Here is a 17143-nt window from a genome sequence, read left to right as displayed (position 1 = left end):
CTGGGCTTTGATTATAAGCAGCATTGCATGTTGTAAGCGAGATGACTACACTTAGCGCCTTTTAAGAGACGGGGTAAAACTGATATGGGGCGAATTGCCTTAGGGATTGAATACGACGGTGCTGCAGTTTACGGTTGGCAACGCCAGCGCGAAGTACCGAGTGTTCAAGAGCATCTTGAAAAGGCACTATCGACAGTAGCCAACCAACCTATTGAAGTGCAATGCGCTGGACGTACCGACGCAGGTGTGCACGCGACTGGACAAGTGGTTCACTTCAGTTGTGATGCTCCACGGTCAGAGCGCGCATGGACGCTTGGGGTTAACGCAAATCTTCCAAACTCTGTTGCTGTTACCTGGGCGAAAAACGTAAGCGATGATTTTCATGCTCGTTTTTCTGCTACCCATCGCCGCTATCGCTACGTTATCCATAATGCAAAAATGCGCCCAGCAATTTTGAACTCGGGTGTTACCCACATTCACCGTGAATTAGACGAGAAGAAAATGGACCTTGCCGCCCAAGCGCTATTGGGTGAACAGGACTTTACGTCGTTTCGCGCAGCATTGTGCCAAAGTAAAACCCCGTTTCGCAATGTGACCGATGTAAGTGTGTATCGCCAAGGTCGCTATGTGATTATTGATATTCGTGCCAATGCGTTCTTGCATCACATGGTTCGCAATATCACTGGCGCGCTGGTCGAAATTGGGGCGGGGGAGCAAGATGTAAATTGGGTTGCTCATCTGCTAAGTTTAAAAGATAGAAGCAAATCGGCAGCCACGGCGAAGCCAAATGGTTTGTACCTGGTAGACGTAACTTATCCTGAAGAGCATAACCTGCCTAAAGGGCCCTTGGGACCACTGTTTCTGCCAGATTGCACATAACACTGTCGATGTGTACAAGGAAGTATTGTGACCACGTTTCAATTTTTATCAAAAACTTTTGGTTTGTTATTGTGTTTAACGGCATTAGAGTGCGGTGCTGATATAAAAGATAAAAAACCTAGCATACGTTTCGCGGTTAACACACCAGGTGCTGCCCCATATTTATATTATGATGAGAACTCAAAACGCTATGAAGGCATAGTCGTCGATTTTTTTAACTCGGATGAGCTATCGAATCAGTTTCGTATCGTTTATTTGGACTCGAATCGTGCTAGAAGCGAAGATTTATTAAAATCGTCATCGATAGATTTGTTTTTATCTTCTGAAAGTTGGATAAGTAAACCGAACGACTTTCTGTTTAGCGAAGAGTTGATAAAGCATGACAGCTATATCTACTCAACTTCAAATTTTGAAGGGCCATTTGTACCTGAGGAAAACTTATCCTCTAGTATCTGTACTAGATACGGCTTTACTTATCCCGTTTTACAGCAGTTCTTTGGGACAAAAGAAGACAGCATTCAGAGGGTTGACTCAAGTAGCCAACTTACAATGGCTATGATGATGTCGAAAGGGCGTTGTGACTTCACGATAATGAATGAACACAACGCGCGTGCTGTTATGTTTAACAAGGTGTTTTGTTCTTCAGAATTCTATCAGTCTCCTAACATTGTTAGCCGGGTTCGTTTAGTGTTTGTTATTCGTTCTGATTTAAACTCTCTCAAAAATAAAATAGATAGTGCGCTGAAGCACTTTGTCGAAAGTGGACAACGGCAACTTTCGCTAGAACGTCACTCAGGTGTTAATCGGTTTCCAAAACTTACATGTCACGGTGCTCGGTGAAACCAGCATTCTATGAATTTTGCCAGTGATAATTTAAGTAAAAGCTAACAGCGGTGAGCATTACTGATATCGACTGCCAACTTCTAAGACCAGTTTTGTTTTTTCCATTTCGTTGTATTGTGGTCTAATAGCGCGCTATATTAGGTAGCTGTTCTATTGTGTTACGTATTTTCTCTTTGTAATACAGTATGAAACTTAAAAATTTAATGCGTTGTTGACCACAAGTATGAATAAACATTAATCGTCATGGTCGGCAAACAAAAACAAAGGATTCAATTTCCATGAGCTGGATTCAAAAAATTCTTCCTCGCACGCAAACTTCACACAAAGGTAATGTGCCAGAAGGTATCTGGACAAAGTGTGGTTCATGCCAAGCCGTGCTGTATAAGAGCGAACTGGAAAAACTTCAGGAAGTTTGCCCTAAGTGCGACCACCACATGCGCATTACTGCACGCCGTCGCATCGATGCGTTCTTAGACGATGGCGATCGCGTTGAGTTAGGTGCAGAACACGAGCCTCAAGACGTACTTAAGTTTAAAGATTCTAAACGCTACAAAGACCGTATTGTTGCAGCGCAAAAGTCGACTAATGAAAAAGATGCTCTAGTGGTAATGCAGGGCAAGTTAAAAGGTATGCCTGTAGTCGTTGCATGTTTTGAATTTGCGTTTATGGGCGGCTCAATGGCGTCAGTAGTAGGTGCACGTTTCGTTGCCGCTGTTAATGCATGCTTAGAAAATGATATGCCACTAATTTGCTTCAGTGCAAGTGGTGGTGCGCGTATGCAAGAAGCGCTTATGTCATTAATGCAAATGGCTAAAACATCGGCTGCCCTTGCTAAGATGAGCAAAAAAGGCCTGCCTTATATTAGTGTGCTGACCGACCCTACAATGGGTGGTGTATCTGCAAGCTTGGCAATGCTTGGTGACGTAAACGTAGCCGAGCCAAAAGCGCTTATTGGTTTCGCGGGCCCTCGCGTAATCGAGCAAACAGTAAGAGAAAAGCTGCCTGAAGGTTTCCAGCGCAGTGAATTCCTTGTTGAGAAAGGTGCAATTGATATGATTGTTGACCGCAGAGATATGCGTGATAGATTACACAGCCTGTTGGTTAAGTTGCATTATAAGAATTAGTGAATAACGAAAACAATTTAAAACCTGGCTCAGTGCCAAATAAAGAAGGCGCAAAGGCGCCTTCTGCTTCAAAAAAAAGCCTGAGCCAATGGTTGTCCTACCTAGAATCTATTCATCCTAGCGCCATCGATATGGGGCTAGACAGAGTGAAAGAAGTGGCCAATGCCATGGCACTTTCACTTAGCCAGTCTTTGGTTATTACTGTTGCAGGCACAAACGGTAAGGGCACAACGTGCCGCTTACTCGAGCAGGCCATACTATCGCAAGGTAAAAGTGTTGCGGTATACAGCTCGCCTCATTTGACCGATTACCGTGAACGAGTGCGTTATAACGGCGAATTACCGCCTGCCAGTGAATTTGTCGATGCTTTTGAGTTTGTTGAAAGCGCGCGAAAGAGCACGGGTGGCGAACCCATTACCCTGACTTACTTTGAGTTCGGTACACTGGCTGCAATGAAAATGATGCAGTCATGGGCGATCGATGTAGTTATTCTTGAAGTGGGGCTCGGCGGGCGTTTAGACGCTACGAATATTATAAACCCTGACCTTTCCGTTATAACCACCATCGATCTCGACCATCAGGATTGGCTTGGCAATACAAGAGAAAAAATCGCTCGGGAAAAAGCGGGCATTATGCGCAAAAACGGTAATGCAGTGGTAGGTGAGCTGTTTCCTCCATCATCGCTTTACGATGTGGCAAACGAACTACAAGCTAACGTACGTTGGGCTACACAGGACTTCGTCACAGTCGTAGCAGGTGATTACAGCGAGTGGAGCTGGAAAGGAAAGAGTAACAGCTACGCGTCGCTACCTTACCCTAAAGTTCCACTTCAAAATGCGAGTACAGCGTTGGCCGCGCTGGAGCTACTAGATTTGCTGCCCGAAGAAAGTGTGGTTAGGGACATTATCGAAAATACCACTATGCCGGGTCGCCAACAAACTATTAGTGAATCGCCTCTTGTTGTCGTAGATGTTGCTCACAATCCACAAGCTACTTCTGCCATGCAAGAATGGCTAAACCGTTACGATGTTAGCCAAATGCGTGTTGTTGTGGGTATGCTTAAAGATAAGTCTATTGCTGAAACCTTGGCACCACTTTCCGGTCTTAACGCCAAGTGGTACTTAGCTTCAACAAGTGGACCGCGGGGTTGCAATGCAGAAGTACTTGAAAATGCACTTGTTAATGCCGGCACAACCATAGAGAATATAGATACGTTTCAAGACGTGACTTCAGCATATCAACGTGCGCTTGCAGATTATCAAACTGGTGAACTTATTCTCGTTTTTGGTTCTTTTGTTACCGTTGCAGACGTGCTTGCTGAGCAAAACTAACGCGCGCATTGTAGGTAAAACCGTGTATTCAAGCAGGAGAGCACAGTGACATCGGCATTAAAGAATAGACTGGTGGGGACAATTATTGTTGTCGCCCTAGCGGTTATCTTTTTACCAGACTTTCTTGATGGCAAAAAGCAAACGAACAGAGAGCCTTTTGTCTCTGTTCCTGCAAACCCGCCTAAAAAGCCCATCGTAGAGCCTGAATCTTTTCCATCAGAGCGGGTAGCGAAAGCTGCGGTTCCGGCTGTGGAGATTGAAGATGAAACAGCGTTAGATGAAGAGCTGGTTGCTTCAAGTACAGGTAACAGCACGAATACTGACGAAGCTACAGCCGCTAAAGCGCCAGTGCCAAAAGCCTTTGAAGAAGAGGACAAGTTAGCGAGCCAAACGGTTGTTGATACGAAAAGTGCCACTGCCGATGATGACGCAGGCTGGGTTATTCAGCTTGGCAGCTTTCGTCATGAAAAAAACGTAAAAGCTCTGCTAGCCAAACTTGAGAAGGCTGGGTATAGAGCTTTTAGCCGCAAAATTCAAACCAGCTCTGGCCCGCTCAATAAAGTCTTTGTTGGCCCAGATTTAGATAAGAAGAAGCTGGAATCGGCACTACCGCATTTGAAAGAGCTCACCAAACTTAAAGGGAAAGTCACCACGTTCAAAGTTGAGTAGGGCGTATTCTTTCTTTGTTGAACCACGCTTACTGAAAGGAAGTGTCACGGATTGCATTACAGACTAGTAATATTTCTATCTTCTGTTAGAATGCGCGCCATCTCGCCAAAGGCTCGTTGCTTCGTCACAAAAAGCAACATCAACGCAATAAAGAGACGATGAACTGGGTAGACTTTTCCATACTGGGTATCATTGCGGTATCTACCTTAATAAGCCTTATTAGAGGGTTTGTTAAAGAAGCCATCTCGTTAGTGGTGTGGTTTGCTGCACTCTTTATTTCAAGTAATTTCTACGCTGACCTTGCCGTTTACTTCACAGCCATTGACGACCCTTATCTAAAAAACGGCGCTGCAATCGCCGCGCTATTTATTACAACGCTCATTCTGGGCGGCATGATTAATTACGTCATAAGCCAATTGGTACAAGCAACGGGGTTGTCTGGCACAGACAGGGCCCTTGGTATAGTTTTTGGTGCTCTGCGTGGCGTGCTAATCGTTAGCGCATTGCTCTTTTTTATGGATACCTTCACCGGCGCCGCTTCCTCTAATTGGTGGCAAGCATCGGTGCTCATTCCAGAGTTTGGTGTCATCATTGAGTGGTTTTTCAGTTATGTGAAAGACTCCTCCAGTTTCTTAAATCCCGCTTGAAATAGGTAACGCACATGTGTGGTATAGTCGGAATAGTTGGTAAAACGCCCGTAGCTCAGTCACTGTACGACGGTCTAACGGTTATTCAACACCGTGGACAGGATGCCGCAGGCATTATGACTATCGACCAAAATATGTTTAATTTGCGTAAGGCAAATGGCTTGGTTCGAGATGTTTTCCATACGCGTCATATGAAAAGGTTATCGGGCAACATGGGTATTGGTCATGTTCGCTATCCAACCGCGGGTACGTCAAGCTCTGCAGAAGCACAGCCATTTTATGTAAACTCGCCATTTGGTATTGCCTTTGCTCACAACGGTAACTTAACCAACGCCCATGAGTTACAAGAAGAAGTGTTCCGCATAGCACGCCGTCACATTAACACCACTTCAGATTCCGAGCTATTGCTTAACATTCTTGCTCACGAACTACAGCAGGTAGCTGGCTTAAGCGTAAGCGCTGAACACATTTTTGAAGTGGTAACTAAAGTTCATAAGAAAATACGCGGTGCTTATGCTGTAGTTGCAGCCATTATCGGTCAGGGGATTGTGGCTTTTCGTGACCCTCACGGTATTCGTCCGCTTGCGCTTGGTAAGCGTATGAGCGAACTAGGCGAAGAGTGGATGGTAGCCTCTGAAAGTGTTGCACTTGATGCAGTTGGCTTCCAGTTTGTTCGTGATGTAATGCCAGGTGAAGCGGTATTCATTACCGAAGAAGGGCAATTGCATACCCGACAGTGTGCAGAGAATCCGGTAACGTCACCATGTATCTTCGAGTTTGTTTACTTTGCTCGTCCAGACAGTTTTATCGACGGTATTTCAGTTTATGCTTCACGCGTAAACATGGGCCGTAAGCTAGGCGAAAAAATTAAGCGTGAATGGGCAGATCTTGATATCGACGTAGTTATTCCTATTCCTGAAACGTCGATGGATGTAGCGCTGCAAATTGCGAACACACTTGAACTGCCTTATCGTCAGGGATTTGTTAAAAATCGCTATATTGGCAGAACCTTTATTATGCCTGGCCAAACCATGCGTAAAAAGTCAGTGCGTCGTAAACTAAACGCCATCTCATCTGAGTTTAAAGGCAAGAGTGTTTTGCTTGTTGATGACTCTATCGTACGCGGTACTACATCGGGTCAGATCATTGAAATGGCCCGAGAGTCTGGTGCAAAGAAAGTGTACTTTGCGTCAGCGGCTCCGGAAATTCGCTTCCCGAATGTATACGGTATCGATATGCCTTCGGCAAATGAGTTAATTGCATACGGACGAGAAATCGATCAGATTGCAGAGCTTATTCAAGCAGACGGTCTTATTTTCCAAGATATTTCTGACCTGGTTGAAGCCGTTCGCGAAGAGAATGATACGATTCAGCGTTTTGAAACATCAGTATTCGACGGTAATTATATCACTGCCGATATCAACCAAGAGTATCTTGAGCGCATTGATATGTCACGGGGTGAGGCAGCAAGAAAAGCACCTGTGGTGCAAGCTGAATTGAGTAACCTTGATGTACATAACATTGATGCAGCTGATTAGCATCTTTGGAATACGCTGATAGTTAACCAGAAAAGCCGCTTTAAAGCGGCTTTCCTTTATCCATCTTGTATCGAACTGGAAGCACTAGTGCACGAACACTGGCCCGCCAGTTAATCCCCACACTAATACCGAGCCTGTCATTAGAATAACCAGTAAAACTAGCCCGCATGTGACTACCGAGCTTGAGTAAATAAAGCCTTTGTCTTCTGGCATATGCATCAAAATAGGTACGCCGGAATAGAGTAGGTAAACTGAGTAGCTAATACCCACTAGCAGTGCCGTCATCACTACCCAAAGTTCAGGATAAAGACCGGCAAAGCCAACCATGAACAATGGTGTTGCCGTATAGGCCGCAAGTTCTAGTGACTGGGTATACGTAGGTGTTGCATCGAACGCTTTAGCCAACTCATGAATTAACACTGCCAGCGCTACAACACCGGCAATTAAGCCAAAATACATACCGATACCCATCATAATGGCGGTATTCTCACTTAGTCGTATTATGTCTCCAGCACCAATACTCCACCCAGTATGAGCACTAGAATAATAGGCTACGAGGGAAGGAATAAGTGCAATAAAAGCAATGTGGGTAAGCGCGTAAAAATAGGTTTCGTGTTTGGTATCAATGGATTGCCATTCTTCTCTTGGGTGAGTGTAAATACCAATTAGATGATTCAAAATCATAATGTCCTGCCTTGTTCACCAACGTTATTATTTTAAAAAATATTGTTGTGGGGCAGGGTAAATACACGGACAAACCGTAAAACCAAGAAAACACGAACACGACTCAAGGCGTCAAATACTGCCGTTAACAATATGTTTACAATCTGAGTGTGCAGCAGAAAAGCAAAGCCGTCAATAAGAATTGATTAATTTATAAACGGCTATAGGTTCTAGTTGGATTGTGGAACGCCGGAGTGAAAACGCAGTTCCTTATCGTCACTTTCAATAAGTGATTTTTCAACGCTTCCAAAATGAGCGACGCGCTCTGAAATATTGGTTTTGGCGATTTGCTCGGCAAGGGTAAGATAATCTTCAAAGTGTCTGGCTTCTGAGCGCAACAGCGACACATAAAATTTGCCTAAACCTTCGGAAACATACGGCGCGAGTTTGGCAAAACGCTCGCATGAACGCGCTTCAATGTAAGCGCCACAAATAAGCTTATCAACCAGCTTTTCAGGCTCGTAAGTGCGCACGTGACGTAGCAATCCATTTGCATAACGGCTTGATGTCACTGACTTATATTCAAAGCCTAACTCGTGCATAATTTCGAGTACTTGATAGAAATGATGAAGCTCTTCTTTAATCAGCATCACCATCTTATCTAGCATGTCTTTTTTGAACGGATCTAAACCTTCAACATTAAACACGCTTTTAGACAGGTGCTTAGTATTTAGCGATTGCCAATCGCCCTCATGGCGGTAGGTGAAGTCTTCATAGGGCTTCAGCCAGCCAAGCAATACTTTACTCGTTTCCTCATCAGCCACATAGCGACGAAGTAAATACATAGCGGACTGTGCTGCTTTAAGCTCGCAAATTAAGTGATCGGTAAGGATAACCCGAAGGTTTTCTTCTTTCTGCGCTTCGTCAATCCACGACTGCGGCGTCTCGCAATGTAAAAAATCATTGACGGGTGACAGGAGAGACGTGACTTCAGAGGAAGATATTACAGACATGTTGAAACTCGGTTTTTTAGTGCTACGAATTTTCAGTTACATTTGAATTTGTCATACTTCCAACATAAATGTCGACAAGCCAGTTGTGCGCGCCCTAGACTGAAGTAATACAAATTCTATGCTTCTGAACTGAGCGCCGATTCTACTTGATACTCGCAAGCCGTTACAACTTAAAATCGAGGCCATTAAATTACAAAATGAATTACCTTGCTCACCTTTTTCTAGCGCGTCCTACTGCCGACTCCCATTTTGGTAATTTACTTGGCGATTTTAGGCGTGGTGTTGATATAAGCACATATGGAAGAGCAGTACAGCTGGGTCTTAAAAACCACTACGAAGTGGATAAGTTTACGGATAGTCATGACAGTGTTTTGGCTGCAAAAGAACTGTTTTATAAAAGCCGCCGGCGATTTGCGCCTGTGGCGCTAGATATCTACTTCGATCACTTGCTGATAAAGCATTGGTCGACGTTCACGTCGCAAAGCTTTAACGAATTTCGAGAGCAAAGCTTTTCCTTGCTAGAGCAGAGACTGCCCACTATGCCAAGGGCAATGCAGCATAGCGTAGGGCACATGATTACCCACGATTGGTTTGAAGATTATGCTAAAGAAGAGGGGATTGCTAGGGCCATTTCAGTCGTTGCTAAACGAATTCGGTTTGCGAACTCTTTTCATCACGTGGTAGACGATATAAGTGCGAATAAAACAGAAATAGAAGCGAGATTTTTAACATTTTTCCCAGACCTCATCGCTCATATTAAGGATAGGGGGCCTGAAAATATCAATAAGGGTTAGTCGCCCTAACAGAAACGTATCGAAGAAATTGGTAGTTCTATCGTTGATTGCTAAGCTCACTTATTAACAGCGATATAGTCTTAACTTAAAGAGTCTCAAGTATAGTGCAATGATGGTCTGTATGAAAAACAGGTTAGCTTGCGCTCAACAAATAAAAAACAAAAACTAACGACACACAAAAGACGAAAAAATGAAAAATCAAATCGCATCAAATAGAAATACTAGAGGCCTGCTATGTAGTCAGGTTAACTCAAAACACAAATTACAGTTTCACCATTTACTAACACTTACTAAAACACCCCTCCGCCCGTTAGCATGGCTTACGGCGGTGATGATTACTTTTGTCAGTTTGACAGCTAGTGCTTTAGCCCAAGAAGAGAGCTCGGCTTCCCACGCTCGTGCGATTAAAATTGATAGTAGTGTAGTAACAGAGCATGAAACCAAGATTCTTGGCAAGCGTGTAAAATACAGCGCTACCACAGGTACTCAACCGGTTTGGAACAGTAAAGACGAAGCGGTTGCCACTTTGTTTTACACTTACTATCAGCGCACTGACTTAAAAGAGAATACCGAGCGCCCGCTTATAATTTCTTTTAACGGTGGCCCAGGCTCTGCGTCAGTGTGGATGCATGTAGCTTACACAGGCCCTCGCATTCTTAATATTGACGATGAGGGCTACCCGGTTCAGCCCTATGGTGTTCAAACTAATCCATACTCTATTTTGGATGTGGCTGACATAGTGTTTGTTAACCCAGTAAACACGGGGTACAGCCGTGTGTTACCAAAAGCTGATGGCAGCATGCCATCGCAGGATGAACAAAAGAAGATGTTCTTTGGCGTTAACGCCGATATTAGCTATTTGGCCGACTGGGTGAATACCTTTGTAACACGTAATAATCGCTGGCGTTCGCCGAAGTATCTTATTGGTGAAAGTTACGGTACAACACGAGTTTCAGGCCTAGCATTAGAACTTCAAAACCGCCAGTGGATGTATTTAAACGGCGTCGTTTTGGTGTCACCAACAGATATTGGTATTGAGCGCAACGGGCCAGTAAAAGCCGCTAATAGACTTCCTTATTTTGCCGCCGCAGCTTGGTATCACAATAAGCTTGAACCAGAACTTCAAAATAAAGACTTAACTGAATTATTACCCGAAGTCGAAGATTTCACTATCAACACGCTTATTTCGGCACTCGCTAAAGGTGGCTTCATTGGAGAGACTGAAAAGCGTGATGTGCTAAAACAAATGGCGCGTTATTCTGGTTTAAGCGAAGCGTCTATTGCACAGAATAACTTAGATGTAAGCACAGCTTTCTTCTGGAAAGACTTATTGCGAGACGAAGGGAAGACCTTAGGCCGTTTGGATAGTCGCTATTTGGGTATAGACGCTAAGCAAAGTGGCGATCGCCCTGACTATTGGGCGGAGCTTACTTCGTGGCTGCATTCGTTCACGCCTGCTATTAATTACTATTTGCGTGAAGAGTTAAATTACAAAACCGATATTAAGTACAACATGTTCGGAAATGTGCACCCTTGGGATAGAAGTAACAATCAAACGGGGCAGAACTTGCGATTAGCCATGGCGCAAAATCCATATTTAAATGTGATGATTCAAGCGGGCTATTACGACGGTGCCACGAATTACTTCGATGCTAAATATACTATGTGGCAGCTAGATCAAAGTGGCACGCTAAAAGACCGTTTAAGCTTCAAGGGGTATCGCAGCGGACACATGATGTACCTGCGTCGCGATGACTTAAAACAGTCTAACCAAGACCTACGTGAATTCATTAAAGCAAGCACGCCAAGCAAAGGTGCGCCAGCTATGTATCACCGAAAGTAAACGGCTAATCGCAGTGTGTAATCAGTGCACCTGCTTTTTTGAGCTGCGCTAAACACTCAGCGCAGCGCGCTTTCAGCATATCTCTTAATAGCCTAACCGCTGGTGTAATAGACTGACGGCTTGGGCAGATGAGCCACAGTTGTGTGGGTTTTGGTTGGTAGTCTGGCAACAAGGTAACAAGCCGACTATTTAAAATGTCGTCGCAGATATCTAAACTTGATTTAACGGCGACTCCTTTCCCTGCTACAGCCCACCTTCTGACCATTTCACCGTCATTAGCTGTCCTGATGCCCTGCATTTTTACCTTTATCGGTTTATCGTCGTGTACGAATTCCCATTCGTTATACACTTTATCGTGCAGCTGATAAAAAAGGCCGTTGTGACTTTGAAGGTCTTCGAAGTTTTTAGGTTTACCATGAGTGCTGATATAAGACGGAGAGGCAACAAGTAAGCGTGGCACATCACATATTTTAAACCCGTAAACGCTCGCATCGTCAGGCGAACCGTAACGTAGAGCTAAGTCGATTGGGTCGCGATAGAAGTCGATATTACTGTCATTTAAATTAAGCTTAACGCTTACTTTCTCATGCTCTTCCATAAAGTCGTCAAGCCAAGGGGCAATCACATTGCGCCCCAGATCAGACGATAACCCAAGCCTTAGTTCACCTTCAATAACGCCGGCATCACCCTTTAAGTTCTGTTTAGCAGTAGTTAGCATCGACATGGCTTGTTCGCACGTCGGAAGAAAACGTTCACCTGCAGAAGAAAGCCTAAGCGAACGGGTTGTGCGAACAAACAATTCAGCGCCAAGCGCTTGCTCTACGCGTTTAACCGCCGCACTTGCCGTTGCGGTTCGCATATTTAAATGAGTGGCTGCAGCGGTAATGTTTCTAAATTCGGCTACTTTTATTACAACAGTTAAGTCATCGAGCAACATGATTTTCAAAAACCATTTGATAATGTTTCTAATATTGTGCTGTTTATACAAATTTAATCAAGGGTATGATGGAAATATTACTTAAAGGAGAAACGAATGATGAAAGCTATTGGCTATACCCGCTCGCTCGATATAAATGAACCTGATGTATTAATGGACTTAGAAGTCGATAAACCTAGTGCTTCAGGTAGAGATTTGCTTGTAAAAATTAGTGCGATAGCGGTTAATCCCGTTGATTATAAAATTAGGCAGAGAGTAAACCCAGAGGGCGGAGAACCCAAGATACTTGGCTGGGACGCAGTAGGTGAAGTAGTTGATATTGGCGCTGATGTTACCGAATTTACGGTAGGCGACAGGGTTTACTATGCTGGCGATCTAACTCGAGCTGGTTCAAACGCAGAATTTCAACTGGTCGACGAACGCATTGCCGGTAAAGCGCCTAAGTCATTATCTGACAGCGACGCAGCAGCGCTTCCGCTTACAACGATTACCGCTTATGAGTTGTTGTTCGATCACCTCGAACTGAAACAGCAAAGTGAAAAAAGCGACGAAGTGGTACTTGTTGTAGGCGCAGCAGGAGGTGTGGGCTCCATAATGTTACAGCTTCTCAAAACGCTAACGGGAGCCACGGTTATTGCTACTGCATCGCGTGAAAGCTCTAAACAGTGGGTGCAGGAATTAGGTGCCGATTACGTGGTTGACCACAGTAAACCCATGGCTGAGCAAATTAAAGGGCTAAACATTGGTGAAGTGACACACGTAGCCAGTTTAAATAATACTCACCAATACATCGATACTTATGTAGAGGTGATGAAACCGAAAGGTAAGCTTGCATTAATTGACGATCCAGAAAGTTTAGATGTAGGAAAACTTAAACAAAAGAGCCTATCACTTCATTGGGAGTTTATGTTTACTCGTTCAATGTTTGAAACTGACGATATGGCAGAGCAAAGTCGCCTACTTACACACGTGTCGTCGCTTATTGACGAGAGCAAAATTAAGACAACAGTTGGTAAACATCTAGGAAAGATTTGTGCAAAAAACCTTATTCAAGCACATAAAATATTGGAGGAAGGGCAGGCTATAGGAAAATTAGTTCTAGAAGGTTTCTAATTTCTAACACAATAAACTACGCTTACATCGACGCCTAAAATTCTTAGGCGTTTTATTTTACCTATTTTTTAGCTTTACTAATGGGTTTTTATTCCTCTGTATCTAAGACTGTACCCGTTGTAACGTTGGAATACTTTACGATGTGCGAATATCTCGATATATTAGAGGCTTATCTTGGGGCTGATATCGCTATCGGCACCATACTTTTAGTACATTTATTGTGTAGGGCTTAATAAATGGATTTACGCTTAAAAGCGTCGCGATTACTTCGTGCAGCGAGTATTTTTAGTTTTTTGTTTTTTTATTCCGCTGGCGCATTCGCTTTCAGTGACTTTGTTAAAGGTAATCCGAATAATGCAGCAGCATTTATTTACCTGTTACTGTTTATTGTTGTTGTACTTCTTATTGTACCTCTTTATCAGTTTTATCTGAGTGCGGTAGAGTCATTAAAACTTGAGCAAGAAAGAAAAGCGCACAATAGCATATTGGACTCTTTCGATACCGGAGCGCTCTATGTAGATGCTAATGGGAAGGTTATATCGTCTAACCAAACAGCCCTTACGTTATTTAATACTACTGAAGACCAGCTTTTAAGTAAGGACTTCACCTCTCTTTTCGCAAGTGCAGACAGACCCGCGCTTCAAGAAGCTAACAAAAGCGACCACGCCGTTGTAGATGCGAAACTTCAAAGTTCACGTGAAAAGCTATCTGTAAGCTTTGGTGAATCGATTGTTCAAGCGAAGTCGTCACTTCGAATCGTTACATTACACTCGGCAGAACACGAAAGCGGCAGTGACTCTGGAAGAAACGTAAAACTACTGAATGAACTCTCTCAGACTAAGAAAGCGCTAACGGCCTCGTCATCAGAACTCGAAGCTTTGAGAATATCACTTGAACAGAAAGAAACAGAACTTTCAGGAAAAGAGAAGGAGCTAGAGTCCTTAAGCAAAGCGCATAAAAAAGTTGAAAAGAACTCATCTGAACTACAAAAATCTTTAGATAAAAAATCAAAATCGCTCGATGAATCAAAAGCGCAGTTAGAAAAATATAATAGCGACATCAAAGAGAAAGAGAAGTTAATAAAATCCCTAGAAAGCGAAAAAGCGGATAAAGCCAATGAGGCTGTAAAACTATCTTCTGAGCTTGAATCATTGAAAGCAAATGTAACGGATAAAGAAGCGAGCTTATCAAAGTCTGAAAGTGAATTAGCAGAGTTAAAGGTTGCGTTTGAAAATACCGAAAAGTTGGTAGCCGAATACAAAGATTCGTTGGAGCAACAAGAAAAAGCAGCAGACGAAACTCAGCGAAATAAATTAGACGCTGCAGAAAAAGCACATGCAGAAGCTATTTCAACTTTGGATGCCAAGATCAAAACGCTTGAGTCTCAGTCTGATTCTGAAAAATCTGAGTTGCAGCAAGAACAGGCTTTACTTAAGAGTAATCTGGAAGAAGCAAACGGAAAGCTTGAAGCACTTCAAAAAGAACTGAATGAAGCGACCGAAAGGGCTGAAAGTAAAGCGACAGAAAACGAGAAGAGTAGCCAATTCATAGCAGAGCTTGAAGCTAAGATCACGTCCCTGGAGGATGAAAAAGCAAGACAAGCTAAGCAAATAGAAGAAAGTGAGAATAAATTTAAATCTACTCAGTCGGATGTGGACGGTAAACTCACTGATTTAAATAATGAGTTAGCTGAGTTACGCGATGAAAACAAAACCTTACAAGAAAAGCTTGAACAAAAAAATGTAGCGATTGACGATGCAGGGTTAAGAGCAAAAGAGATAGACGACAAAAACGCCAAACTCCAAGAAGAGTTTGAAGCATCACAAGCTGCATTGTTTGCTCTTCAACAAAGTGTTGAAGATAAAGAGGGCGAGCGTGCCAAGTTCATTGAACAGGTTGAGGCGTTAAGTAACGAAATAGAATCGTTAAAAGCGAATGCCGAAAAGCAGCAGACCGACTTAAGTAACAATGAAGCCAAGTTAATAGCTGACGTTGATGCAGCGAACGCCAAAGTTGCAGACTTGGATAAGCAACTGCAGCAACTTCAAAGTGAGAATACATCGTTGCAGTCTCGCCTTGAAGGCGATTCTGATGCAATTGCTCATGCTGACGAAAAAGTTAAGCAGCTCGAAGTTGTTAAAGCCGAGCTTGAACAAGCGTTGGCAGATGAAAAAGCCACTGTCTCTATGCTAAAACAAAGCGAAGAAGAAAAGCAGTCGCAAGGCGAAGAGCAGTTAAAGCAACTTGAATTGGCTAAAGCCGAGCTTGAACAAGCGTTGGCAGATGAAAAAGCCACTGTCGCTATGCTAAAACAAAGCGAAGAAGAAAAGCAGTCGCAAGGCGAAGAGCAGTTAAAGCAGCTTGAATTGGCTAAAGCCGAGCTTGAACAAGCGTTGGCAGATGAAAAAGCCACTGTCGCTATGCTAAAGCAAAGCGAAGAAGAAAAGCAGTCGCAAGGCGAAGAGCAGTTAAAGCAGCTTGAATTGGCTAAAGCGGAGCTTGAACAAGCGTTGGCAGATGAAAAAGCCACTGTCGCTATGCTAAAACAAGGTCAGGAAGAGAAACAGTCGCAAGACGAAGAGAAGTTAAAGCAGCTTGAATTGGCTAAAGCCGAGCTTGAACAAGCGTTGGCAGATGAGAAGTCTAATGTTGTTCAGCTTCGACAACTAGAAAAAGATAAACAACATCATGTTGATGAAGTTGAGGTTGCACTTAAGGCTGCAAAAGACGAAATTACGGCGTTAGAAGAAAAGGTTAAAGGTTCTTCAGAAAGCGAGGCTCAACACTCTGATAAGCTTCAAAAGTTAGAAGCATCTAAGACTGAGCTTCAAAAAGCGTTGATAGAGGCACAGGAAACTATTAGCAGTCTTAAGCAGGCAGAGTTAGCTAATAAATCTGTACAGAATGAGCTTCAAGAGCAGCAGCAAAGAGCTCAGAATGCAGAAGCAAACTTCGAAAAGCAGAAAGAAAGAGCGCAGCAGTTTGAGCAAGAGCTAGACTTGGTCAAGCAAGAACAGCAGAGGCTTAAAGATGAGCTTGAAGTTGCTGAAAAACAAGCTTCAACCGAGAGTGTCCAGCCTGCTGCCGCTGCAGCCTCAACTGTTGGCTATCCGGTTAGAGTTGATATCGAAGAATTGCCAAAACCTGAAAACGCTACCGCATTTTTTGATCTTAACTACTATTGGTCAGCTCAAGGGGAAGACGCAACATTATCTTCTTCATTGCATGAGTTGTTAACTGAGTTAGAGTCGCTTATTGATAGAGGTGATAAGGCTGTAGAGTCTGAGAAGTTACCTGCACTTGTTGCAACGTCTCAGTCACTGATGAAGCTTGCGCGTTCAATAAATTCAGACGCTTTGGTTGATTTGGCGCAAAGCTTAGAGAATGACTGCCGTCAAGGTTTGCTAGATAATGCCTTGATTAGATGGTACCCGACTAAGACAGGGCTGCAAAAGAGTTTGCGAGTGGTTTACGATCAATTACAGCGCATTTGACAATAATGTATATATACAAGAAAGCGGAGTCATTACTCCGCTTTTTTATTTCTAATGCCCAGCCGTGGGAAAACATCGACATAAAGTAAGGCTTTTTATGTCGACATCAAAAGTAGTACTAGGTCTAGTATCTATGCTGATTGGTATAAAGCACTTGTTCACTCTCCCACTAATAGAACATAGCTGCAATTTACTGTTAGCCATGAGTGCAGTTAGTCGCTCAACTTTAAGTCTAAGAGAATGAAATGTGTGAAA

At 43.4% G+C, this 17143-nt stretch carries 14 protein-coding genes; 11 read left to right on the top strand and 3 right to left on the bottom strand.

Features of this window, described 5'->3' with window-relative positions; all coding sequences use genetic code 11:
* The first annotated feature begins 84 nt into the window (after nt 1-84).
* The 7 genes from truA to purF all read left to right on the top strand — a co-directional run bounded on the left by truA (nt 85) and on the right by purF (nt 7031).
* Nucleotides 85-879 (top strand): tRNA pseudouridine(38-40) synthase TruA, encoded by a 795-nt coding sequence (gene truA, locus ACXAER_RS02835; protein WP_474826392.1) that lies wholly within the window; start codon nt 85-87, stop codon nt 877-879.
* 27 nt (nt 880-906) lie between these two features.
* A complete protein-coding gene (locus ACXAER_RS02830; protein ID WP_474826390.1) occupies nt 907-1719 on the top strand; it encodes a hypothetical protein in 813 nt (270 codons plus the stop codon).
* A 281-nt stretch (nt 1720-2000) separates the two neighbouring features.
* Complete coding sequence (gene accD / locus ACXAER_RS02825; RefSeq protein WP_118493756.1) at nt 2001-2846, top strand: acetyl-CoA carboxylase, carboxyltransferase subunit beta; 846 nt, start codon at nt 2001-2003, stop codon at nt 2844-2846.
* Nucleotides 2846-4177, top strand: coding sequence for a bifunctional tetrahydrofolate synthase/dihydrofolate synthase (folC, locus tag ACXAER_RS02820; protein ID WP_474826388.1), 1332 nt, complete (start codon nt 2846-2848; stop codon nt 4175-4177). The genes accD and folC overlap by 1 nt, the downstream gene beginning before the upstream one ends.
* 45 nt (nt 4178-4222) lie before the next feature.
* Nucleotides 4223-4846: an SPOR domain-containing protein gene (locus ACXAER_RS02815; protein WP_474826386.1), complete on the top strand. Its 624-nt coding sequence runs from the start codon at nt 4223-4225 to the stop codon at nt 4844-4846.
* Between the two features lie 158 nt (nt 4847-5004).
* Nucleotides 5005-5493, top strand: a complete 489-nt coding sequence (locus ACXAER_RS02810) for a CvpA family protein (RefSeq protein ID WP_179983818.1) — start codon at nt 5005-5007, stop codon at nt 5491-5493.
* A gap of 14 nt (nt 5494-5507) precedes the next feature.
* On the top strand, nt 5508-7031 hold the full coding sequence (gene purF, locus ACXAER_RS02805) for an amidophosphoribosyltransferase (protein ID WP_334059452.1): 1524 nt from the start codon (nt 5508-5510) through the stop codon (nt 7029-7031).
* A gap of 84 nt (nt 7032-7115) precedes the next feature.
* Here the strand turns inward: purF and ACXAER_RS02800 are convergent, their stop codons facing one another.
* Together ACXAER_RS02800 and miaE are read right to left on the bottom strand one after the other, a co-directional pair.
* On the bottom strand, nt 7116-7715 hold the full coding sequence (locus ACXAER_RS02800) for a Yip1 family protein (protein ID WP_474826383.1): 600 nt from the start codon (nt 7713-7715) through the stop codon (nt 7116-7118).
* Nucleotides 7716-7924: 209 nt separating this feature from the next.
* Complete coding sequence (miaE, locus tag ACXAER_RS02795; RefSeq protein WP_474826381.1) at nt 7925-8707, bottom strand: tRNA isopentenyl-2-thiomethyl-A-37 hydroxylase MiaE; 783 nt, start codon at nt 8705-8707, stop codon at nt 7925-7927.
* 197 nt (nt 8708-8904) lie between these two features.
* On the opposite strand from miaE, the gene ACXAER_RS02790 reads away from it, so the two are divergent.
* Both ACXAER_RS02790 and ACXAER_RS02785 read left to right on the top strand, forming a co-directional pair.
* The gene (locus ACXAER_RS02790; protein WP_474826379.1) at nt 8905-9501 is read left to right on the top strand and encodes an acyl carrier protein phosphodiesterase; all 597 of its coding nucleotides are present in this window, start codon (nt 8905-8907) and stop codon (nt 9499-9501) included.
* 331 nt (nt 9502-9832) lie between these two features.
* On the top strand, nt 9833-11344 hold the full coding sequence (locus ACXAER_RS02785) for a S10 family peptidase (protein WP_474830483.1): 1512 nt from the start codon (nt 9833-9835) through the stop codon (nt 11342-11344).
* A gap of 4 nt (nt 11345-11348) precedes the next feature.
* On the opposite strand, the gene ACXAER_RS02780 is transcribed toward ACXAER_RS02785, so the two are convergent.
* Nucleotides 11349-12281 (bottom strand): LysR family transcriptional regulator, encoded by a 933-nt coding sequence (locus tag ACXAER_RS02780; protein WP_474826377.1) that lies wholly within the window; start codon nt 12279-12281, stop codon nt 11349-11351.
* Nucleotides 12282-12380: 99 nt separating this feature from the next.
* On the opposite strand from ACXAER_RS02780, the gene ACXAER_RS02775 reads away from it, so the two are divergent.
* Both ACXAER_RS02775 and ACXAER_RS02770 read left to right on the top strand, forming a co-directional pair.
* A complete protein-coding gene (locus ACXAER_RS02775) occupies nt 12381-13394 on the top strand; it encodes a zinc-binding alcohol dehydrogenase family protein (RefSeq protein WP_474830481.1) in 1014 nt (337 codons plus the stop codon).
* A 236-nt stretch (nt 13395-13630) separates the two neighbouring features.
* The gene (locus ACXAER_RS02770) at nt 13631-16888 is read left to right on the top strand and encodes a hypothetical protein (protein ID WP_474826375.1); all 3258 of its coding nucleotides are present in this window, start codon (nt 13631-13633) and stop codon (nt 16886-16888) included.
* Nucleotides 16889-17143: the final 255 nt, after the last annotated feature.

The sequence above is a fragment of the Alteromonas sp. AWJ4_199 genome (assembly GCF_056159165.1).
This window is presented reverse-complemented; position numbering and strand designations above follow the sequence as displayed.